Raw genomic sequence first — 22,320 nt, 5'->3', positions numbered from 1 at the left:
CCGCGGTCAGCCGCGCACCAGCAACGCCACCGGATACTTCTCCAGCAACGACGCCAAGTCCTCCGTCGCGGGCCGCCCGGTCAGCATGTCCGTCCACTCCGGACCGTGCGGCAACGGCAGCACCGTGCCCTGCCAGCCCTGCCGCGCCAGCCCGACCGGCAGCCTGGTCGCCACCGTGATCACGCCGGACCGTTCGAACGCCAGCACGTGGTCAGCAGCCGGTCCTTCCGCGCGCAACGGCCGGTAGCCGCGCAGGCCTCGTTTGCGGACCTGCAAGGCCTTCTGCACGACCAGGAGCTTCGCGGCGCCCGAGTCGTCGACCTCGGGCAGCCAGCCCGACTCGATGCGGTCCAGCAGCTCGGCGCGGACCGCGTAGTCGACCGGCCGGCGGTTGTCCGGGTCGACCAGCGAGAAGTCCCACAGCTCGGTGCCCTGGTAGACGTCCGGCACGCCAGGAGCGGTGAGCTGGACCAGCTTCTGCCCCAACGCGTTCGAGTAGCCCGGCGCCTTGATCCGTTCGACGAAAGCGGAGACCTCGGGCTCGTTGAGCACCTTCGCGGGCCACGCGGCCACCTCGGCGTCGAACTCGGCATCGCGGTCGACCCAGGACGTCTTGATCTTGGCTTCCCTGGACGCCTTCTCCAGGTACTGCCCCAGGCGCTGTTCGGTGATCGGGAAGGCTCCGACGAGCGACTGCCACGCCAGCCGGTTCAGCGACGGCTCGGAGATCCCGTGCCGCTTCGACATCTCGGCCTCGAACGCCAAGTACTCGTCCGGGATCTCGGCCAGCACCGCAAGCCGCGCCCGCACGTCCTCCGACCGCTTGGTGTCGTGCGTCGACAGCGCGGTCATGGCCTGTGGCGTCTGCGCTTCACGAACCGCCGCGCGCTGGTGGAACTCCTCGACGGGCATCCCGAACCGGTCCGGCGAGCCACCGACCTCGTTGAGCGCCACGAAGTTCGTGTACCGGTAGAACGCGGTGTCCTCGGTGCCCTTCGCGACGACCATGCCGGACGTCTGCTGGATCCTGGTCGCCAGCTCGCCGTGCGGGTCGGCGCGCACCTGCTCGTCCAACGCCCGCACGGCAGGCGACTTGCTTCGTCGCACCGCGGTTTCCCAGTACCGCAGGCCTTCCGGCAGGTACGAGCGGTACACCGGGAAGTTGACCATCACCTCGGCGACGGCCTGGCACGCGTCCTCGAACGGCACGTCCCGCACGAGCCGGGCGATCCGGCGCACCTCGGCGACCAGGATCGAGTCCGCTACCTGCCGCCGCGACGCGTGCTCGACCTCGTGGAAGTCACCGGCGAACGCGTCCGTGGGCGCGATGAACACACCGCAGATCTCGCGCAACGCGTCGTAGCCCGTGGTGCCGTCGACCGGCCAGCTCTGGGGCAGCTGCTCGTCCGGCCCGAGGATCTTCTCCACGACCAGCCAGCCGTCGAAGTGCTCGCGCAGCCGCCGGAAGTAGCCGCCGGGGTCGGCCAGGCCGTCCGGGTGGTCCACGCGCAACCCCGTGACGCCCCAGGACAGGACCTCGCGGTGGGTCGCCTCGAACACCTCCGGGTCCTCGACCCTGACCGCCGCCAGCTCGGTGATGTCGAAGAACCGCCGGTAGTTCAGCTCGGTGTTGCCGCGCCGCCAGTTCACCCTGACGAAGTGCTCGCCCGGCTCGTCCTGGGCGTCCTCGGCGAGCACGGGCAGCAGGACCTTGCCGGACGACCAGTCGATGTCGAAGTACCGCGCGTACTTGGAGCGCTGCCCGTGCGCGAGGACGTCGTCCCACCACGGGTTCGGCACGACCATGTGGTTCGGCACGATGTCGACGACGAGCCCGAGGTCGTGCTCCGCCAAGCTCTTCTGCAACGCCCGGCGACCGTCGTCACCACCGAGCTCCGGCCGCGCCCGCGTCGGGTCCACGACGTCGTAGCCGTGCGTGGAACCCTCGCGCGCGTCGAGCATCGGCGAGGCGTACAGCGCCCCGATGCCCAGCCGCCGCAGGTAGTCCGCGATGCCGGCGGCGTCGGCGAAGGTGAAGTCGGGGGTGAACTGGACGCGGTAGGTGGAGGAAGGCGCGCCCATCAGCCCACCCGCTGCAGCACGACGAGCGACCGGGCGGTGAGGTTCAGCTGACCGCCCGCGACGACCGGCTTCTCCCCGTTGCCGACGTGGCCGGTCGTCGTGTCGACCACCACCGTCCACTCAGGACCGTACTCGGCGTCCGGCAACGTCACCTCGATGTCCTCGTGATGTGCGTTGAACGCCATCAGGAACGAGTCGTCGACCACCCGCATGCCGCGCGAGTCGAGGTCCGGGATGCCTTCCCCGTTGAGGAAGATGACGATGCACTTGCCGAAGTCGTCCTCCCAGTTCTGCTCGGTCATCTCCTCGCCGGACGGGGTGAACCACGCGATGTCGCGCAGCTCCTCGCCCTTGCGGATCGGCCGGCCCGCGAAGAACCGCTTGCGCCGGAACACCGGGTGCGCCTTGCGGAACCGGGTGAGCGCCGCGGTGAACTCGACCAGCTCGGCGTTGGTCTCCAGCAACGACCAGTCGACCCACGACACCTCGTTGTCCTGGCAGTACGCGTTGTTGTTGCCGTGCTGCGTGCGCCCGAACTCGTCGCCGTGCAGGATCATCGGCACACCCTGCGACAACAACATGGTCGCCATCAGGTTCCGCCGCTGCCGCGCGCGCAGTTCGAGGACTTCCGGGTCGTCCGTCGGCCCCTCGACCCCGCAGTTCCAGGACCGGTTGTGGCTCTCGCCGTCCTGGTTGTCCTCGCCGTTGGCCTCGTTGTGCTTCTCGTTGTACGACACCAGGTCGTTGAGCGTGAACCCGTCGTGCGCGGTGACGAAGTTGATCGACGCGTACGGCCGCCGCCCGTCGTCCTGGTAGAGGTCGCTGCTGCCGGTGATCCGCGAGGCGAACTCGCCGAGCGTCGCGGGCTCACCGCGCCAGAAGTCGCGGACCGTGTCCCGGAACTTGCCGTTCCACTCCGTCCACAGTGGAGGGAAGTTGCCGACCTGGTAGCCACCGGGCCCGACGTCCCACGGCTCCGCGATCAGTTTGACCTGCGACACCACCGGGTCCTGCTGCACGACTTCGAAGAAGGTCGCCAGCCGGTCGACGTCGTAGAACTCGCGGGCCAGCGTCGCCGCGAGGTCGAACCGGAACCCGTCGACGTGCATCTCGGTGACCCAGTACCGCAGCGAGTCCATGATCAGCTGCAGCGTGTGCGGCGTGCGCACGTTCAGCGAGTTACCGGTACCCGTGTAGTCCATGTAGAACTTGGGGTCGTCCTCGACCAGCCGGTAGTACGCCTCGTTGTCGATACCGCGCATCGACAGCGTCGGCCCGAGGTGGTTGCCCTCGGCGGTGTGGTTGTAGACGACGTCGAGGATGACCTCGATCCCGGCCTGGTGCATCGCCCGCACCATGCCCTTGAACTCCTGCACCTGGTTCAACGGCAACGCGGAGTAGCCGTCGTGCGGCGCGAAGAAGCCGATCGTGTTGTAACCCCAGTAGTTGCTGAGCCGCCGCTCGGCCAGCGTGTGATCGCTGATGAACTGGTGCACCGGCATCAGCTCGACCGCCGTTACACCGAGCTTCGTGAGGTGGTCGATCATCACCGGATGCGCGAGCCCCGCGTAGGTGCCCCGCAGCCGCGGCGGGATCTCGGGGTGGTCGATGGTGAGGCCGCGGACGTGCGCCTCGTAGATGACGCTCTCGTTGTACGGCGTCCTCGGCAGCCTGTCGTTCGTCCAGTCGAAGAACGGGTTCACCACCACGCTCTTCGGCACGTGCGGCGCCGAGTCGGTGTCGTTGCGCTCGTCCGGTGACCCGAACTTGTACCCGTACAGCGCCTCGTCCCACGCCAGGCCGTTGGAGATGGCCTTCGCGTACGGGTCGATCAGCAGCTTGTTGGGGTTGCACCGCAGTCCGCGCGCGGGATCGTGCGGGCCGTGCACGCGGTACCCGTACCGCTGTCCCGGCCCCACGCCGAGCAGGTAGCCGTGGTGGACGAAGCCGTCCACCTCCGGCAGCCGCACGCGGGTCTCGGTGCCGTCGTCGTCGAAGAGGCAGAGCTCGACGTACTCGGCCACCTCGGAGAACAGGGCGAAGTTGGTGCCCACGCCGTCGTATCCGGCGCCAAGGGGGTAGGGCCTTCCAGGCCAGGGTCGCACGATGCTCCTCGTCACAGCGAAGCGGCTACCGACATGACCGTATCCGACTGGCACCGGCAGGGCATCCCACCGGTAGATCGGCACTTCGGTCTGGACGCTTCACAGCCGCCTGCCCGCAGAGTGCGCGGGTCTTGCGGTCGGCTCCACGTCCGTTCGAGCACGGTGGCTCCAGGTCTCCGGTGCCTCCGGTACCTGTCGTGCTGCTCACCGCCAGTGCGGCGAGGTTGCGGGCAGCGTTCAGATCGCGATCGATCTCCAACCCGCACGAGTCACAGCGGAACACCCGGATGTGCAGCGGCAGCTTGGCTTTCGCAGCGCCACAATCCGAGCAGGTCCTCGACGACGGGAACCAGCGGTCGGCCACGACCAGACGACTACCCCGCCACCGAGTCTTGTACGCAAGTTGCCGTCGAATCTCAGCGAAGCCGGCGTCTGCGATGGAGCGGGCCAGTCGACGGTTGGACAGCATCCCCGCCACGTTCAGATTCTCGATCACGATCGTGCCGAACCCGGCGGCAAGCGCCGTGGTCAGCTTGTGCAGGCCGTCACGGCGCAGATTCGCGACGCGGTGGTGGATGCGGTTGCGGCGCTGGTCGGCCCGCTCCCACCGCTTCGACGGCCTGGCGCCGGTGCGGCTGTCCGGCCCGTGCTTCCGCGACACGGCACGGGATTTCCGACGCAGCGCGGCTGACGCACGCGCGAAGTGTTTCGGGTTGGGCACCGCCCCAACCGCGTTGGTGACGCCGGACAGCGGCCGGGACAGCACCGCGAGATGCGTGATGCCCAGATCGACGCCGATGACAACATCCGGCTGGGCTGGTGGCGGGTCCGCACGCTGCACCTCGCACGTGAACGAGCAGTGCCATCGGCCGCCCTCGAGACGGACCGTGGCCGACAGAACGCGAGCCGTTCCCGCCTCGAGCCGACGGGCCAGCTTGCGGGTCGACTCGTGGGTCCTGATCCGCCCCAGCTTCGGCAGGTTGATGTGGCGACGATCAGCCTCGACGCGGACACCGCCTGTGGTGAACCGGCATGATCGCCTCGCCCGCCGTTTCGACCTGAATCTCGGAAAGCGCACTGCACGGCCCTTGCGCTTGCCGTCCCTGGACGTCGTCCAGTTGTTCAACGCCCGTGCGAGACTGTCCAGGCCACTGCTGTAGGACTCCTTCGAACACTCGGCCCACCAAGGAGCAACGTCATCTTTGACCTGGTTCCACACCTTTCGCAGTGCGGGAAGCGACCACCGCAGCGGCGGGGTGAGGTCCGCAGGCGCGATGCCATAGCTCTTCTCGGCTTCTCGCTGATCCATGACCGCCTTGACCAGCGCCAAGCCCCAGTTGAACGCGAACCGCGCGGCACCGCAGTGCGTGGACAGTGCCCGCGCCTGTGCCGGAGTCGGGTCCAATGCGAACCGGTACGCCTGATGGACGATCACACCCGAACCCTACGAGCGGGCACCGACAAAATCGGGCCCGTTACTCGAAGGTTCTCACGAGGGTGGGAGCGGCTTAAGTCGAACGTGTGATCGTCGCCGACTGGCGACTACCGGTTGCAGTCACGCCCTTTCGTGTGCCAGCACCAGCTGCCCACGTGCGGCCGTGAGCAACGTGCGTGCTTCCTGGATTTCGCAGTACTTGAGGTGCTCGCAGGCGGCCTCCGCGCAAGCCAGCGCGTTCTGCAGAGCGATGTTGTCGTCCACGGGTCCTGCGTCCCGCAGCGCGTCACGCAGGGATTCCTCCGCGCGCCGTGCCCCGACCACCGGGTCGCCGAGTGCGGCCGGTCTCATCGATGCGAGAACCTGCTCGACGGCCAGTTCCAGCACGCCGGTTGGTGTCCGCGTGCTCACGGCTGAGCTCATCTGGTACGCCACCTCCAAAACGTTCGTCCGCCGCCGGGTGACGGCCCTTACAGTACTCCGCACGTCCATGACCTGCTGTTACGTGGAAGTTTCATCTATTTCTGGTGCGCAGGGGGCGGGTGATGTCCCTGACGCGGGGGAAGAGATCTTCCACCGGCACGGGCAGCGGGATTCTCCAGTTCGGGTGCTCGTCGATCGTGCCCGGCACGTTGGGCTGCCGGGTGTCCCGCAGAGCGTCCTGAGGTGAAGTCAGGACCAACGCGCAGGGTGCCTGCGCGAGCAACTCGTGGGCGCCCGCGACCCGGTCCGACGCGTCGATGCCCTCCTGGCGCATCAGGGCGTCGAAATCGGGGCCGTCCTCGCCGGCGAAGAACGTCGCGGCCGTCGGGAGGTCGTGCGTGGAGATGCTGGCCATCGCCTTCGGGTTCCACCGCGACGGCGGGATCAGCGGGTGGCCCTCCGCGTAGTAGTCGCGCTGGAAGTAGAGGACGGCGCTGGTGAGCATGCCGTTCTCCTGCAACGTCTTCGTGACGACCGGCTCGACCGTGCCGAGGTCCTCGCCGACCACCACGGCGCCCGCGCGGTAGGCCTCCAGCGCCAGCACGCCGAGCATCGCGTCGGCGTCGTAGTGGACGTAGGTGCCGCGCGACGGCGGTTCGCCCGGCGGGATCCACCACAGCCGCCACAGGCCGGCGACGTGGTCGATGCGGATGCCGTCGGCGTGCTTCAGCACGCTGCGCAGCACCTGGCGGAACGGGCGGTAGCCGGTCTCGGCGAGCTTGTCGGGGCGCCACGGCGGCAGGCCCCAGTCCTGGCCGTCGGCGCTGAACGCGTCGGGTGGCGCACCGACCGTGACGTCGATGGCGAACACGTCCGGATCCGCGAACGTGTCCGCGCCGCCGGGTGACACCCCGACCGGCAGGTCGTGGATGACGCCGACGGCCATGCCCGCCTCGTGCGCGGCGAGCCGGACGTCCTGCAGCTGGCGGGTGCACAGGTGCTGGAGCCAGGCGTGGAAGGCGACGCGTTCCGCCGGTGCTTCTGCACGGTCCTCCGGCCAGGTGCGCCAGTCCTTGCCGTGGATCTCGGCCAGCGCGCAGTAGGTGGCGAACGCCTTCAGGTCCGCGTCCATCTCGATGTCGCCGCCGGGGAACAGCAGTTCCAGCGCCTGCCTCTTGGCGTCCCAGATCGCGTCGTAGTCGATCAGGTCGGAGTTGGCTGGCCGCAGGTCGCGGATGAGCTGGCGGGTGCGCGGGCAGGCCTGCAGGAACTCCGCGGTGTCGGTGATGCGCAGGTACAGCGGGTTCACGAACCGGCGGCTGACCGGCGAGTACGGCGAGCGTTCGACGGGGTGCGTCAGCGAGGGCGCCTGCACCGGGTTGACGAGCACCACCCCGGCGTCGAGCTCCAGACAGGACCGGCGCGCGATCGTGGCGAGGTCGGCGAAGTCGCCCATCCCCCACGAGTCCTTCGACCGCGCCGCGTAGAGCTGCAGCATCCAGCCCCAGGTGCGCGGGACGTCCGGCAGCGTCCTGGGCGCCACGGCCAGCGTGATCGTCTGCGTGGCGGTGACGACGCGGTGCCAGCCCAGCGGCAGGCTGTCCGGCAGGTGCCGCTCGACCTCGAAAGTGGTGCCGTCCTCGAGCTCGACGGTCGCCGGGCCGCGCAGGTCGTACGTCTCGTACTCGCGGATCACGATCGTCGGAGGAAGCGCTTCGACGGCCCGGCGCCGCTCGATCTCGGCGAGCTCGCGCGCGATCGAGTCCTCAGTGGACGCGTCGACGCCGAACTGGGCGAGGACCTTGACGACGACCTCGGTGTCGACCACGACCTCTTGCTGGTCCGCGTTCTCGTACCGAGTGGCAACGCCCCAGGCGTCCGCCAGCCGCGCCACCAACTCCTCCACAGGTACAACCTATGTCACAGCTCGGTCCGCATTACCAGAGCAAATGGTCCCTGGTCACCCGAAGGGTGCAGGCCGGTCGGGACGCACACTCTCAGATGCATTTGGCTAAACATCCGATGCTTCTGCGGGAATCGCCACGACGGCCTCGACCTCGACCAGAAATTCCGGCCCGAACAACGCCGCGACCTGAACCAGCGTGCTCGCCGGGTTGTGCACATCTCCCAGCGCGGGTCGCAGAATCTCGTCACGCACGTCGCGAATGGTCTGCACCTCGGACGCATCGAGCACGTACCAGGTGAACTTGATGACATCCGACCAGTCGGCGCCGAGGTTTCTGATCACGTGATGAAGATTGGTCAGGGCCTGCCGAGTCTGGGCACCCAGGTCGTCCACGCCGACCGCGCGCCCCTGCGCGTCGACCGCGACCTGGCCGGACACGAACGCGATCTTCCCGGTGACCGTCACCGCGTGGGCGTAGCCTGGCGTGTCCGGCAGCTCGGTCAGTTCGGTCAGACGATCTTCGGTGGGCATGCGCCGAACACTACTGGGGGACCGGCCCGCTCGAGTTGCGCACCACCAGCCGCACCGGGTGCTCAGCGGGCTCGATCTCCCCGCCCCTGATCAACGTGAAGAGGTCGGCGACCGCCCGCTCCCCCTGCTCCTTCGCCGCGCCCTCGACCGCGGTCAGCCCGACCACGCGGGTGAGCTCCTGCCCGTCGAGCGACACGATCGACACCTCGTCCGGCACCGCCCGCCCGTCCCGCTGCATGCGCAGGTAGATCCCCACCGCCGCGGCACCGTTCGAGCTGATCACGGCGGTCGGCAGGCGTTCACCGTCGAGCAGCACGTCGACCACCTGCTCGCCGCCGTCGACGGTCGGCGAGCACCACACCGTCCACTCCGGACGGACCTCGAGCCCGGCCTCGCTCAGGATCTCGTCGTACGACTCGTCGACACCGTCGGACAACACCAGCGCCACGTCGTGATGACCGAGCGTCTGCAGATGCGCGACGGCGGTCTGCAGGGCACGTCGCAGATCAGCGTCGTCGACCGTGATGTGCGGGACCTCGAGCGACTCCAGCGCCGCCTGTTCGGCTTCTGTCATCGATATGGACAGAAGAAGCACTCCGTCCACCCGGCGCCCCAGCGGCAGCTCGTCGAAGAACTTCTCGCGCGCCTCCGCGGACCCCAGCACGTAGAGCAGCACGTCGTAACCGGCCTGCCGCAGCGCGCCCTCCGCGCCCGCCAGCACCGGGCTGACCTCGGACGTCAGCACCGCGATCGCGTAACGGCGCCCACCGGCCAACGACGACGCGTCGCGCGCGATGGCGTACTTCATCCGCCGCGCGACCTCGCTCACGTGCTGCCTCGTGGCCTCGGACACGCCCGGTTCCCCCCGCAGGGCCCGCGATACGGTCGCAGCGGACACCCCCGCGGCCTTGGCCACATCGGACATGCTGGTCACGGTTTCAGAGCGTATTGGAGATCCATGAAGCCCGGCGACATCGCCCCCGACTTCTCCCTGCCCGACCAGGACGGCGTCGAGCGCAAGCTGTCCGAACTGCTCGAAAACGGCCCTGTGGTGCTGTTCTTCTACCCCGCGGCGATGACGGCCGGCTGCACCGCGCAGAGCTGCCACTTCCGCGACCTCGCCGCGGAGTTCGCCGAGGTGAAGGCGCAGCGCGTCGGCATCTCCACCGACGACGTGGCGAAGCAGAAGCAGTTCGCCGAGCTGAACGGCTTCGACTACCCGCTGCTGTCCGACGTCGGCGGTGAGGTGGCCGAGCAGTTCGGGGTGAAGCGGCGGTTCGGGCCGATCCCGGTCAAGCGGCACACGTTCGTCATCGACACCGACCGCGAGGTCATCGAGGTGATCAAGAGCGAGTTCTCGATGAACTCGCACGCGGACAAGGCGTTGGCGGCGCTCAGGAACCGGTGAGCCCGGCCAGCACGAAGTCGGCGATCTCCGTCGCCAGCCGGGCGGGCGGCTTCGCGCCGTCCGGCCGGTACCACACGGGCAGCTGGTTCACGACGCCCACCGCGATCCGCACGACGGTGTCCGCGGGCACGGCGGAGCTGAACTCCCCGTCCGCCTGCCCCTTCTCGATCACCCCGAGGAACGTCTCGTGGTAGCGGCGGCGCTCGGCGCGGAACTCCGTCATCCGCGCCTCGTCGAGCCGGTGCATCTCACGCACGAACACCGCGGTCTCGTCGACCCGTTCCGCCGTCGAGACGACCAGCGACACGAGGATCTCCCTGACCGTGTCGGCCGACGACAGCCCGAGCTCGATGATCCGGTCCATGTCCGCGGACTGGGCCGTGATCAGCTGCCGGTAGATCTCGAAGAGCAGGTCGTCCTTCGCGCGGAAGTAGTGGTACAGCGCGCCTTTGGTCACCTCGGCGGCCGTGACGATCTCCTGCACCGAGGTCGCGTCGTAGCCCTGGGACGCGAAGAGGCGCACGGCCGCGTCGATGATCTTCTGCTCGGTCGCGCTGGACACGGCTAGGCCTTCGGTGCCAAGGCGCGTACCTGCTCCACCTGGTCGCCACCGGTCGGGAGCAGCGCGATGATCGGCGTGTCGACGCCCGCGGCCTGGTACTCGGCGACGCGCGCACGGCACTCGTCGACCGAACCGTGGACGATCAGCGCGTCGACGACCTCGTCCGGGATCGCCTTCGACGCGCCCTTGCGGTCGCCCGCCGCCCACGCCTCGTGCATCGGGCGCAGCGCCTCGCCGCGGCCCAGCCAGTCGTGGAACGCCGCGTAGGCCGGCACGGTCAGGTAGGTGCTGATCAGCATGCGGCCCAGCGCCCGTGCCGCGTCGGCATCCTCGGTCGGGCACACGAAGATCCGCGCCGCGAGCTCGGAGTCGCCGAGCTCGCCGCGCACCTGCGCCACGTCGGACGCGGCCAGCCAGTTGGTGATCGCGCCGTCGGCCTCACGACCGGCCAGGCGCAGCATGTTCGGCCGCAGCGCCGCGAGCATGATCGGCACCTTCTCGGCGGGCGGGCGCTCCAGCTTGAAGCCGGAGACCTGGAACGTGTCGTACTCGGCGGTGACCTTCTCGCCGGCCAGCGCGGCCTTGAGGAACCGCAGGGTGTCGCGGGTGCGCTTGAACGGCTCGGAGAACGGGATCGCGTTCCAGCGCTGCACGATCGCGGGCGACGACGAGCCGATGCCCAGCACGAACCGGCCGCCGGTCACCTCGGCCATCGTCGCCGCGGTCATCGCCAGCGTCGCGGGTCCGCGGGTGTAGACGGGCGCGATGGCCGGTCCGAAGCGCAACTCGGAGGACCACTGCGCGGCGAGCGCGAGCGGCGTGAACGCGTCGGTGCCGGTCGTCTCGGCCGACCACACGTCCGTGTAGCCGAGCCCGGCGAGCTCGGACACCAGCGCGCGGTGCTCGAGCACCGGCACGCCGATCAGCGGCAGCGTGATTCCCCAACGAGCCATGAACGCCTCCAGGTCAGCGACTGACCCCACCCTACCGACCGGTCGGTATGCCCACAACCGGTCGGTAGGACACCTCACTTCTTGCGGGCGAGGGTCAGCCCGTCCGCGATCGGCACCAGCACCGACTCGACGCGCGGGTCGTTGCGCACGAACGTGTTGAACGCGTCGATCGCGGCGGCGTTGCCCTCCGGCTGCTCCGCGGCGGCCTCGCCGTAGTAGAGCGTGTTGTCGGCGAGCAGCAGGCCACCCTGACGGACCCGTGGCACCAGCAGGTCCCAGTAGTGGACGTACCCGACCTTGTCCGCGTCGATGAACACCAGGTCGACGACCGGCTCGTCGGGCAGCTCGGCCAGCGTCTGCGCGGCCGCGCCGAGCCGCAGGTCGATCCGGTCCCGCACGCCTGCCGCCTGCCACGCCTCCTCGGCGATCGAGGTCCACTCGGTGGAGATGTCGCAGGTGATGACCCTGCCGTGCGGGGGAAGCGCCTGCGCGAACGCGAGCGTGGAGTACCCGGTGTACGTGCCGACCTCGACGACTGTCTGCGCGCCGGTGAGCTTGACCAGCAGCGACAGCAGCACCGCCTGCTCGTGCGGGATCTGCATCTCCGCCGAGTCGCCGAGCTCCAGCGTCCTCGCGATCAGCTTCTCCTGCACCGCACTGGGCTGGCCTGCCTGGGTGCGCACGTACTGGTAGATCTGCGGGGTCATGACCACGGTCTTGAAGTCGTTCACGCGCGGCCTTCTCTCATAGTCGGGTGACGAACGTCCTGAGTGTGTCGCTGTACTCGGGCCGCAGGGGGTGTTCCGCGAGGTCACGACCGATGGCGGACAGGACGGCGGCGCGGTGTGCGCGGTAGCGGCTCACGCACACGATCTCGCGGCTGACGAGGAAGAACTCGTCGAACCGGTCGCGCTCGGCATCGGTGGTGGGCACGCGCGTACGCCCCGACTCGCGCAGCAACGAGTTGCCGCAGGGCACGAGTCTGCGCATGACCTCCATGTGTGCCAACAGGTTCGCCTTGCTCGCGGAGGAAAGCGGTGCGGCCGCCGCGGGCCCCAGTGCGGTACGCGCCCGGCGCAGCAGGCCGGGCAGGGGCTCGTAGTCACGCGCCCACCGCCCGCTGAACGCCGGGTCGAACGCCACCATCATCGGCCGGATGACGTCCTCGTACACCTCACGGGAACAACTGCCCGAATAGGCAAGCATCACCGAGTACGCGTCATATCCAAGCGCAGCGAGGCGGACTAGTTGCGAATCAGGCTCGCGTATCAACCGATCGAGTGAAGCCGAAAGAAACCTCCAGACCAGAAATGCGCCGTGATGGCCGAGAAACCACCGGTGGACGGCACGTTCCACCGGGTCTTCCGGGGCGTCGATGACGATCGGAAGCTGATAACAGCCGGTGCACGGAATCAATTCCGTTCCCGGCATCGGCAGCCGCAGCACGGGCACGCCGACGTGCGCGTGTCCCCACGTGGGCGCGCAGACCGGAGCGCTCATCACACACCCTCCACTTCGGACACGATCTCGTCCAGGAGGTCGGCGACGCGGCCGAGCGCGACGTCGAGCGGCCGGTCCTCCACGATCGGTGGCACTTCCCCGGCGATCCGGTCGAACACCTCCGCGAGCCGCGGCGCCCGCGGACGGCGTGCCCCGACGTGCACCGCCTGGCGCAGCCCGAGCGCGAGCCCCGCGTGCAGGTAGCGCAGCAGTCCCGCCTGGTCGAGCGCGGTGAACGCGGCCTGGGTGCCGAACGGGACGACGTCCTGGTTGTGCAGGTTCGTCGGCAGGCTCTGCACCGAGGCGGGCATGGCCGCACGGCGCATCGCCGCCACCGTCGCGGTGGTGCAGAGCTGGACGCCCTGCAGCGCGTGGTGCTGACCGGGAACGGGGCTGAGCATCGGTGGCAACCCGCTCGTGCGGTGCGGGTCGACCAGCAGGTCGAGCTGACGTTCGGCCAGATTGCCCAGCTGCACCAGGGCGACGCCCAGCTGGTCGGCCGCGAAGGCGCTGGGCTGACCGAAGAAGTTGCCGCCGTGCACGACCTCCTCGGTCTCCGGGAAGAACAACGGGTTGTCGCTCACGCCGTTGAGGTCGCGGCGCACCACCTCCTCCGCGTGCCGCACGCTCGTGCGGCACGCGCCGATCAGCTGTGGCGTGCAACGGATGCTGTAGGCCTCCTGCAGCGGACGCTCACCGGACGGCGTGCTGCCCGCGAGCCAGGTCCTGATGGCCGCACCGGTTTCGGCGACGTCCGGGTGCCCGAACGCGGCCAGCAGCCCGGCCGAGGTGAACTCGGTGCCGCAGCCCAGGACATCGGTCATCAAGGCGGACAACAACTCCGCGATCCGCCGCGCCCGGTTCGCCTGTGCCACAGCGAGTCCGAGTGCTGCGGCGGTCACCGAAATGCCGTTCACCAGCGCGAGCGCGTCCCGCCCGTCCAGCTCGAGCGTGCGCAGACCCGCCTTGCCCAGCGCATCGGCGGCAGGCATGAGCTGCCCCCGGAAGTACGCGTTCCCATTACCCCGCAAGGCATGCGCGACGTAGGCCAGTGGCTGGAGGTCACCGCTCGCACCGACCGAGCCCAGCCGTGGCACCGCCGGGGCGAATTCCGTGCCCAGCACGGCGATCAGGGCCTCGACGACGTGCTCCGACACCCCGGATCGCCCCTGCGCCAACGAGAACAGCCGCGCCAGCACGGCCGCGCGCGCCACAGCGGGCGGCATCAGCTCGCCGTGCCCGACGATGTGGTGAATGATCGTGTTGTCGCTCTGGCCGGCGCCGTCCGCGCGGCCGGCGAACTCGACCAGCGGGCCGAAACCCGTTGTGACACCGTAGACAGCGCGTCCGGAGCCGCTCACCGCGAGCACGAACTCGCGGCAGCGCGCGACCCGTGCCCGCACGTCCTCGGGCAAGTGGACGTGCAGGGGTTTCCCGGCGAGTTCGAGATGTCCGGGTTCGAGTGCCGCCGCCAGGTTCAGGGCAGCGGAGGATGTTCCGACAGGCACGACGCCTCCTGTGGACGTTTTCGGGGGACCTCTCGCGACGATCCCCGTTGACCTGTCGGCGAGGAAGGGCCTGAACGCACTACCGAAGAGATAGCGGGTCACCGTTCCTCCCCGTGGCGGAAGTTCTTGGCCGTTGACAGTGCAGGCGTTTTCACCCGTCCGCAGGCGTGATGAGCTCACCGGACCGGTGATCGAACTCTCCGCTCACGATTCGAGCCAAAAGACCGGCCGACTGCTCCACCGGGGTGAACCTGCCCTGGTCGCGCTGAGATCTCGCCCACTGCGTGATCCGCTGCACGTGCGGATCGTCGGACTCCACGTCGCAGCCGCGGCCCATCAGGCCAACGCCGACCATGCCGGGGTCGTAGCTCAGCACCGCGATGGGCCGTCGTTTCAGCTCGACGGCCAGGTTCTCGGTCAGCTTGATCACGGCGGCCTTCGACACGGAGTACGCGGTGAGGTAAGGCCACCGGTGCACGCCGGCGTTGCTGACGATGTTGATGATCCGACCGCTCGTCATCGCGCGGATCGCGGCGTTCGCGGCGAACGCGGTGCCGCGCAGGTTCACCTCGATCGTGCGCCACCACTCGTTCTCGTCGACCTGCCACGTCGGCCCGATCGGCCCGCCGAGCGCGCCGTTGTTGACCAGCACGTCGATCTCGCCGAGGCTCTCGATCAGCTTCGGTGTCGCGCCGGGGTCGCCGAGGTCCGCGACGTGCGCCTCGACGTCGACGCCCTTCGCCCTGAGCTCTGTTTCCGCTGTGCGCAGCGCATTCTCGTCGCGCCCGGTGATGACGAGCTGGTGCCCTTGCGCGCCAAGGACTTCGCTGAACGCCCTGCCGAGCTCCTTGGCGCCACCCGTGATCAGGACTCGCACTCGTCCGCGTCCTTGAGCAACCGGCGCAGGATCTTGCCCGAGACCGACTTCGGTATCTCTTCCACGAACTCAACCTGGCGCACCTTCTTGAACGGCGCCACCTCCGCCGCGACGAACGCCATCAGTTCGTTCGCGGTGACGTCGCCTTCCGTCACCACGAACGCCTTGGGCACCTCGCCGTTAACCCGATCGGGCGCACCGATCACCGCGGCGTCCCGCACCGCGGGATGCCTGCGCAACAAGGCTTCCAGCTCCGCGGGCGCGACCTGGTACCCCTTGTACTTGATCATTTCCTTCACGCGGTCGACGACGTAGAACCGGCCGTTGTGGACACGCACGAGATCGCCCGTGCGCAGCCATCCGTCCACGAAGGCCTGTCGCGTGGCCTCCTCGTCGTCGAGGTAGCCGTCCATGAGCTGCGGACCGCGAACGAGCATCTCCCCCACGGCCGTGTCGGTGGTTGTGCCCGGTTCGACGATGCGCGCCTCGGTGCCGGGGCTGAGCACGCCCACACTCGCGGGGTCGGTGTCGAGGTCGCCGTCGAACGTCTGGTGCGTGCCGCCCGCCTCGGTGAGCCCGTAGCCCTGGCGCACCGGCGCGCCGAGTTTGCGTTCGGCCTCCCGGCGGATGCCCTCGTCGAGCGGGGCGGCGCCGCAGAGGACGAGCTTGAGGCCGAGGTTCTCCGGTACTTCTCGCTGGTCGGCGATCGCGGCGGCGAGCGGCGGCACGAGGAACGCCCGCGTGACCCGGTGCTCGGCGAGGCGGCTGAGGTACGTCCCGGCGTCGCTGCGGGGCATGGTCACGAGCGTGGCGCCGCCGAGCAACCCGGAGTTGAGGACGATCGAGAACCCGTAGACGTGGAAGAACGGCAGGTTCGCGGCGAGGACGTCGGTCTCGTCGATCCGCCAGCCCTGGCGCTGCTGCTCCAGGTTGGCGACGAGGGCCCGGTGGCTCAGCTTGACGGCCTTGGTGAGCCCGGTGGTGCCGCTGGAGAAGAGGACCGCCGCGATCCCCCGCGGGTCCGGCGGCGGGAGCGTTGCGGTGTCGCTCGCGGGAAGGTCGTCCAGGTCGAGCGTGGTGGTGACCTTCGCGAGGGCCTTGAGCCGCTCGATCTCGGTTGCCGTGAGCAGCGGGTTGATGAGCGCGGCCGTCGCACCCGCCGCCATGATCGCGTGCAGCCCGACCGCGTACATCGGCCTGTTGCCGCTCACGACCGCGACTGTGTCGCCGGGCGCGATCCCTTGTGCGACCAGGCCTTTCGCGGTCCGCTCGACCTGTGTCGCGAGCTCGTCGTAGGTGAGGCTCTCGCCCGTGACGGCGTCGAGCAACGCCAGTTTGTCTCTTCGCTGCCCGAGGACGTGCGCGGGCACCGTGGTGTCGGGAACGACCACCGCCGGCAGGGGGCTGCGGTAGATCATCAGTCGGCTCCGGGTTCCACGCCGCCGAGCCTCATGCCCGGCGGCGTGGCCGGAGGGTAGTCGTTTCCGGCCCCTTGCGGGAACGTGCCGAGACGCCTACAGCGTGACGCCGCGCTCCGCCAGCCAGCCCACCGGGTTGATCTTCTGCGAGCCACCGACCCACACCTCGAAGTGCAGGTGCGGCCCAGTCGACTGGCCGCGGTTGCCGATCGTCGCGATCTGCTGCCCTGCCTTGACCTTCGCACCCTGCGGCACGTCGATGGTGTTCATGTGCCCGTAGACGGTGATGGTCCCGTCCTCGTGCTGAATCCTGACCCACAACCCGAACCCGGACGCGGGCCCGGCCTCGATCACCGTGCCGTCCATGGCGGCCACGATCGGCGTGCCGATGGCGTTGGCGATGTCGACACCGTTGTGGCTGGTACCCCACCGGGCACCGAAACCGGACGTGAACGTCCCCTGCGCGGGCCGCACGCACTTGGGCCTTTTCGCCTCTTCCTCGGCGGCGATGCGAGCCTGCTCGGCCTTGATGGCCGCCTGCCGCTCGGCGTAGGCGCCCTCGGCGGACCGCAGCGCCTCGCGGACGTGGAACTGCACCTCGATCTGCTCGGCCTGCAACAGCTTGCGCGTCTCGGCGCTGGTGTCCATCGCGTGAACGGTCTTGATGCCCTCCGGCTGCGGCGTCATCGCGGCCGCGAGGTCCTTCGTGGCGGCGACCGGCATGATGCGGTCCACGGGAGTGACCGTCGCCATCGCCTGGGTGAAACCGGCGCCGGCCAGGGCGCCCGCGGCGACCACCGCCGCTACGGCCTTCTTGCGGTCCAGGTCCACTCTGGCCAGTACGTCGACCAGCTGACCCTTCGCTCGATGCCGTGCCAAACCTGCCTCCATGCACTCGGGGGAGTTCGGCTAACCGCTGGGGTGCTTCGGCGTTCGGGCGCCTGGGCGGGGCCGGGGTGGCCCGTTGGTGCGGGCTTGGGGGAGCCCATTGCGGACTGGACCGTTTCGGGGGAGATCCGTGTCCTCGCGGTTATCGAACCGTGACATGCGGCGGAGAACGTAACCTCGTGTCACCGGCGCGGGCAAGCTATGTGGGCGTTTAGGTGATGAGGGCCACGGTTGGTCACTTTGAGTAGTCGAGCGGTTGGGGCGATGGTTAACGCTCTTTAGACCAATGCCCGACTTGGCGTTTGTACTGGTCAGTCGCTTTATCGTGAAAGTTTTGCGGTGGGTTTGGGCTGGGGTGTGGCCGGGTTGGTGGCTACCAGGCGTGCTCGGAGTGCTTGGTGCGCGCTCATGCGCGATTGGGGTGCTCTCGCCGTCGGCCCCCGGGCAAAGCGAAGGGCCGCCGGACGCTGTTCGCGTCCGGCGGCCCTGTGTGCGGTCAGTCCGCTACTTGTAGCGGGGCGCGGCCGGCGGCAGCGGGACCACGGGCAGGCCCTCGTGGATCGCCTTCATCGCGTTGAACCAGGTTGGAGCTGCTACCTGGCCACCGAAGACACCCTGGCTGCTGCCAGGGCAGAAGCGGATCGGGTTCGCGCAGATCACCTCGGGGCGGTTGCCGTCGGCGTAGGTCATCACGGCGCCCGCGTACTGCGGGGTGGCGGCCATGAAGGCGACCGACTTGTGCTCCTCGGTGGTGCCGGTCTTGCCGATGGTCGGGCGGTTCCAGCCGGTACCGCGGGCGGCGTCGGCCGCGGTGCCGTTGCCGACGGTGTCGTGGGACATGCCCTGGGCCAGGGAGTTGGCGAGGTCCGTGTTCACGGCCTGCTCACAGGGCTTTTCCTTCAGCGGGATTTCCTTGCCGTAGCGGTCGATGACCTTCTCCACCGGGGACGGCGGGCACCAGGTGCCGCCGGAGACGATGGTCGCGGCCACGTTGGCCAGTTCCAGGACGCTGGTGGCGCCGGGGCCGAGGGTGTAGGAGCCCGCGTTGTTCTGCTTCGTCCAGTCGCCCTGGGACGGGCCGTTGGACTTGTCCTCCTTGAGGGGCTCGCCCGCGCGGTTCACGCCCTGGAGGGTTTCGCGCATGCCCAGGCGGTAGGCCATGTCCACGACCCTGTCGAGACCCGTGTTCTCCTGCAGGATCACGAAGCCCGTGTTCGGGGACTGCGCGAGGGCCTGGGTCAGCGACATCTTCTCGGGGTACTTGCCCGCGTTCTCCACCTTCCACGGCGCGCCGCCGTTCGGGTAGACCTTCGAGTAGTAGGTGGCCGGGACCTGCATCTCCTTGTCGATGCCGATGACACCCTTTTCCAGGGCCGCGGCGGCGGTGAAGACCTTGTTCACCGAGCCGGGGCCGAACGGCAGGACCTCGGCGGGCACGGGGCGGGCCACCTGGCCGAGCTCGGCCTTGTTGCCGTAGTCGCGGGAGGCGACCAGGGCGCGCACGCGGTGCTTGTCCTTGCCCGGTTCGACGACGGACATGACGTTCGCGATGCCGTTCTGGGTCTTCGGCACCTGCTGCTCGGCCGCCTGCTTCGCCGCCTTGGTGGCCTTCGGGTCCATCGTCGTCTTGATGGTGAGGCCGCCGCGCTGCAGTTCCTTGTTCGTGATGCCGGACTCGCGCAGGTAGTCGAGCAGGTAGGAGCAGAAGAAGCCGTAGATCGGGCCGTCGCCGGCGCCCACGCAGCCCTTGGGCAGGATCTGCAGGTCGTCGACCACGCCCAGCGGCGCGGCCTTGTACTCGTCCGCCTTCTTCTGGGCCTCGGCCTGGTCGGTGCCGAACGCGCCGTTCTCGCGCATCTTGTCGATGACGATGTTGCGGCGCTCCAGCGCCTTGTCCGGAGACGCGCCGGGGTTCAGCGACGACGGGCGGTTCGCGATCGCGGCCAGCAGTGCGGCCTGCGGGACGGTCAGCTTGTCCGCCGTGGTGTTGAAGTACGCCTTGGCCGCCGCGCCGACGCCGTAGGTCTGGTTGCCCAGCGGCACGATGTTCAGGTAGCCGGTGAGGATGTCTTCCTTCGACGTCTGCTGCTCGAGCTGCAGGGCGATGCGGGCCTCGCGCATCTTGCGGCCGATGGTCGCCTCGGTGGCCTTCTCCCAGGCCTCCTGCTCGTTGTCGGCACCGAGCACGAACGCCATGTAGTTCTTGACGTACTGCTGGGTGAGCGTCGAGGCGCCCTGCGTCGCGCCACCGTCCACACCGGCCTTGGCGGCGGCACGGGCGATGCCCTGCCAGTCGACGCCTCGGTGGTCGTAGAAGCGCTTGTCCTCGATCGCGAGGATCGCGGCCTTCATCGTGTCCGAGATGTCCGCCGACGACAGCGGAATCCGGTACTGGTCGTACAGGTAGGCGATCGGGTCGCCGTTCATGTCGGTGATCGTCGTGACGAGCGGCAGCTCCGCCTTGGCGAGATCACCGGACGTCTTGTCGACCTCGTCGGCCGCGCGGTTGGACGCGAGCCCGAGGCCTCCGACGAACGGGAACACCATCGCGGCGAGGAGGACACCCGCCGTCAGGCACAACCCCAGCAACTTGACCAAGCCTGACGCGCGTGCGGCGAACAAACCCGCAACTCCTTCCGAACGAGCACCCCAGAGATCTCTACCTATAAGTCGCGCGGGAGGCCCGTGAGGTTGCGTCCACTGATCGAGAAGATCTCAACCTACCGGAGCAACCGGAGGCCGATCGTCGGACTAGCCCTCCGCACCTCCACGCCCGCGTGGTCGGGCAGCACGTCGTCGAGGAAGCCGTAACGGGCCAGTTCCTCGTCCGGTCGCCTGCTCACCGTCCGCCACCAGACCGCGATGTCGCCCCAGCCCGGCGCCGACAGCGAACCGCCGAAATGTTGCACGGACAGCGCGGCGCACAGGTTCGCGAACCGCACCCGGTGCTCCAGCGGCCACCCGGCCAGAGTGCCCATCACGAACCCGGCGCCAAACACGTCACCGGCACCCGTCGCGTCGAGCTGGGCGACGTTCAGCCCCGGCACGTCCGCGATCTCGCCGGTGGAGCTGTCGACCGCGACCGCGCCGCCTCCCCCGCGTGTGACGACCACCACCGGCACGTGCTCGGCGAGCTTGCGCGCCGCGGACTCCGGCGTGTCGGTGCGCGTGTACCCCTGCGCCTCCACGTGGTTGGGCAGGAAGACGTCGTACCCCTCGAGCCGCCGCAGCAACTCCGGCGACCACGCCCCGGTGCGGTCCCAGCCGATGTCGGCGAAGAGCAGCGCGCCGTTCTCCTTCGCCGTGCGCACCCACTGCTCGTCCTCCGCCTGGATGTGCACGAAGCACGCCTTCGTCGACGGCGGCGGGTCGAGGAGGTCGTCCGCACACACCGGCGCCTTGTGGCCGTGCGTGACCATCGACCTGTCGCGCTCCATCGCCATGGACACGGTCACCGGCGAGTGCCATCCGTAGAAACGACGGCAGTAAGAGAGGTCGACCCCTTCCTGCTCGGCCAGCACGTCCCAGCAGAAGTCGCCGTACGCGTCCTCCCCGAACGCCGCCGCCAGCGCGGTCCTGAGCTCCAGCCGGCGCAACGCCACCGCGAGGTTCGCGATGCCGCCAGGACACGACCCGAGGCCCTCCGCCCACACCTCTGTTCCCGCGGCCGGTGGGCGGGGCAGGCCGGTGAAGATGATGTCGAGGAACACGGTGCCGGTGAGCAGCACGTCGAAGTCCGGATCAGCCATGCACAAACCATGCCATCCGACACCGACAACCACGGGCAGGAAACGGTCACCGGCCTCAGGACGCCTGTTCCGCGGCAATCTCGACGTGCTCGTCGCGCAGCTCGATCAGCACCGTGATCGGCCACCAGCGCGACAAGAACTGGATCATCACCGACGGCGGCTCGTGACAGGGAGGTCAGCCCTCCTCGGCGATCATCTCCCGCATCCTCGTGAGCGCACGGTGCTGCGCCACCCGCACGGCACCGGGCGTCGACTCCACGGCCAGCGCGACCTCCTCGGCGGACAGCCCCACGGCCACCCGCAGCACGAGGATCTCGCGCTGACGGGCCGGTAACTTGTGCAGCAGCCTCGTGACCTGGGCCATCATCTCGCCGTTGACCGCGTGCTGCTCGGGGCCGTCCTCCAGGGAGGGGCAGTCGGGCAGCTCGGGCACGACCTCGGCGCGGTTGCGCACGGCGCGGCGGCGGGCGTCGGCGACCTTGTGCGCGGCGATGCCGTAGACGAACGCGAGGAACGAGCCGGGCTCGTAGCGGTACTTGGACAACGCGCCGAGCACCGCCACGCAGACCTCCTGCGCGATGTCCTCGGCCGAGACCAAGGTGCGCTCACGGCCGCCCACGCGGGCACGGCAGTAGCGCACGATCAACGGCTGGATCCGGCCGAGCAGATGCTCGACCGCCCGTCTGTCTCCGTCCAGGGCGGCGTCGACGAGGTCGGTGAACTCGGCTTCGGCGAGCCACTGGTTGGAGACCGGTGCCTGGCGCACCCGACGGCGCATGGGCACCGTTGGCTGGTTCCAGGCCTCCTCCTCGGGGGAGAGGACGCCGACACCGCCACCGGACCGCACGGCTGTGGGCTGGACCATCCCGGCGACCTCCTCCACTACAGCGACACTGGGGGCTTCACAGAAGAAGAGAACGCAGCGAGCCGTCTGATACCGCCTGCTTCCAAGAGGACCACGAAGTCCAGCCGGGT

General features: G+C 69.1%; 19 protein-coding genes. 1 reads left to right on the top strand and 18 read right to left on the bottom strand.

The window, feature by feature from the left end; translation table 11 throughout:
* Positions 1 to 6: 6 nt before the first annotated feature.
* The 7 genes from treY to IEZ09_RS35920 all read right to left on the bottom strand — a co-directional run bounded on the left by treY (position 7) and on the right by IEZ09_RS35920 (position 9,407).
* On the bottom strand, positions 7 to 2,082 hold the full coding sequence (gene treY, locus IEZ09_RS46945; RefSeq protein ID WP_229813270.1) for a malto-oligosyltrehalose synthase: 2,076 nt from the start codon (positions 2,080 to 2,082) through the stop codon (positions 7 to 9).
* A complete protein-coding gene (gene glgX, locus IEZ09_RS35945; RefSeq protein ID WP_189258280.1) occupies positions 2,082 to 4,187 on the bottom strand; it encodes a glycogen debranching protein GlgX in 2,106 nt (701 codons plus the stop codon). The genes treY and glgX overlap by 1 nt, the downstream gene beginning before the upstream one ends.
* 25 nt (positions 4,188 to 4,212) lie before the next feature.
* Positions 4,213 to 5,622, bottom strand: a complete 1,410-nt coding sequence (tnpB, locus tag IEZ09_RS35940) for an IS607 family element RNA-guided endonuclease TnpB (protein ID WP_189258279.1) — start codon at positions 5,620 to 5,622, stop codon at positions 4,213 to 4,215.
* A 120-nt stretch (positions 5,623 to 5,742) separates the two neighbouring features.
* Positions 5,743 to 6,045 (bottom strand): hypothetical protein, encoded by a 303-nt coding sequence (locus IEZ09_RS35935; RefSeq protein WP_189258278.1) that lies wholly within the window; start codon positions 6,043 to 6,045, stop codon positions 5,743 to 5,745.
* 91 nt (positions 6,046 to 6,136) lie between these two features.
* Entirely contained in the window at positions 6,137 to 7,951 is a 1,815-nt protein-coding gene (locus IEZ09_RS35930; protein WP_189258277.1) for a 4-alpha-glucanotransferase, read from the bottom strand.
* 105 nt (positions 7,952 to 8,056) lie between these two features.
* Entirely contained in the window at positions 8,057 to 8,482 is a 426-nt protein-coding gene (locus tag IEZ09_RS35925) for a RidA family protein (RefSeq protein ID WP_189258276.1), read from the bottom strand.
* A 10-nt stretch (positions 8,483 to 8,492) separates the two neighbouring features.
* Positions 8,493 to 9,407, bottom strand: a complete 915-nt coding sequence (locus IEZ09_RS35920; protein ID WP_189258308.1) for a LacI family DNA-binding transcriptional regulator — start codon at positions 9,405 to 9,407, stop codon at positions 8,493 to 8,495.
* Between the two features lie 33 nt (positions 9,408 to 9,440).
* Between IEZ09_RS35920 and IEZ09_RS35915 the strand changes: the two genes are divergently transcribed.
* Positions 9,441 to 9,890, top strand: a complete 450-nt coding sequence (locus IEZ09_RS35915) for a peroxiredoxin (protein ID WP_189258275.1) — start codon at positions 9,441 to 9,443, stop codon at positions 9,888 to 9,890.
* Here IEZ09_RS35915 and IEZ09_RS35910 read toward each other — a convergent pair.
* The 11 genes from IEZ09_RS35910 to shbA form a co-directional block, all read right to left on the bottom strand.
* Positions 9,877 to 10,452, bottom strand: a complete 576-nt coding sequence (locus IEZ09_RS35910) for a TetR-type transcription factor C-terminal domain-containing protein (protein ID WP_189258274.1) — start codon at positions 10,450 to 10,452, stop codon at positions 9,877 to 9,879. The two genes, IEZ09_RS35915 and IEZ09_RS35910, sit on opposite strands and share 14 nt — an antisense overlap.
* Positions 10,453 to 10,454: 2 nt before the next feature.
* Positions 10,455 to 11,405, bottom strand: coding sequence for an LLM class F420-dependent oxidoreductase (locus tag IEZ09_RS35905; RefSeq protein WP_189258273.1), 951 nt, complete (start codon positions 11,403 to 11,405; stop codon positions 10,455 to 10,457).
* Between the two features lie 74 nt (positions 11,406 to 11,479).
* A complete protein-coding gene (locus IEZ09_RS35900) occupies positions 11,480 to 12,136 on the bottom strand; it encodes an O-methyltransferase (RefSeq protein WP_229813269.1) in 657 nt (218 codons plus the stop codon).
* A 13-nt stretch (positions 12,137 to 12,149) separates the two neighbouring features.
* Entirely contained in the window at positions 12,150 to 12,905 is a 756-nt protein-coding gene (locus IEZ09_RS35895; RefSeq protein ID WP_189258272.1) for a 3-methyl-L-tyrosine peroxygenase-related protein, read from the bottom strand.
* The gene (locus IEZ09_RS35890) at positions 12,905 to 14,413 is read right to left on the bottom strand and encodes an HAL/PAL/TAL family ammonia-lyase (protein ID WP_229813268.1); all 1,509 of its coding nucleotides are present in this window, start codon (positions 14,411 to 14,413) and stop codon (positions 12,905 to 12,907) included. The genes IEZ09_RS35895 and IEZ09_RS35890 overlap by 1 nt, the downstream gene beginning before the upstream one ends.
* A 151-nt stretch (positions 14,414 to 14,564) precedes the next feature.
* Positions 14,565 to 15,290, bottom strand: a complete 726-nt coding sequence (locus IEZ09_RS35885) for an SDR family NAD(P)-dependent oxidoreductase (protein WP_189258271.1) — start codon at positions 15,288 to 15,290, stop codon at positions 14,565 to 14,567.
* Complete coding sequence (locus IEZ09_RS35880) at positions 15,278 to 16,708, bottom strand: AMP-binding protein (protein ID WP_189258270.1); 1,431 nt, start codon at positions 16,706 to 16,708, stop codon at positions 15,278 to 15,280. The genes IEZ09_RS35885 and IEZ09_RS35880 overlap by 13 nt, the downstream gene beginning before the upstream one ends.
* A gap of 96 nt (positions 16,709 to 16,804) precedes the next feature.
* Positions 16,805 to 17,587 (bottom strand): M23 family metallopeptidase, encoded by a 783-nt coding sequence (locus IEZ09_RS35875; RefSeq protein WP_229813267.1) that lies wholly within the window; start codon positions 17,585 to 17,587, stop codon positions 16,805 to 16,807.
* Positions 17,588 to 18,100: 513 nt separating this feature from the next.
* The gene (locus tag IEZ09_RS35870) at positions 18,101 to 20,194 is read right to left on the bottom strand and encodes a transglycosylase domain-containing protein (protein WP_229813266.1); all 2,094 of its coding nucleotides are present in this window, start codon (positions 20,192 to 20,194) and stop codon (positions 18,101 to 18,103) included.
* A gap of 122 nt (positions 20,195 to 20,316) precedes the next feature.
* A complete protein-coding gene (locus IEZ09_RS35865) occupies positions 20,317 to 21,345 on the bottom strand; it encodes a carbohydrate kinase family protein (protein WP_189258268.1) in 1,029 nt (342 codons plus the stop codon).
* A 175-nt stretch (positions 21,346 to 21,520) separates the two neighbouring features.
* Entirely contained in the window at positions 21,521 to 22,210 is a 690-nt protein-coding gene (gene shbA, locus IEZ09_RS35860) for an RNA polymerase sigma factor ShbA (RefSeq protein ID WP_189258267.1), read from the bottom strand.
* Between the last annotated feature and the right edge of the window lie 110 nt (positions 22,211 to 22,320).

It is taken from the genome of Lentzea flava (genome assembly GCF_014648475.1).
In the GTDB taxonomy this organism is placed as follows: domain Bacteria; phylum Actinomycetota; class Actinomycetes; order Mycobacteriales; family Pseudonocardiaceae; genus Lentzea; species Lentzea flava.
Note: the sequence above shows the minus strand (reverse complement) of the source record. Positions and strands in the feature narration are given on the sequence as shown.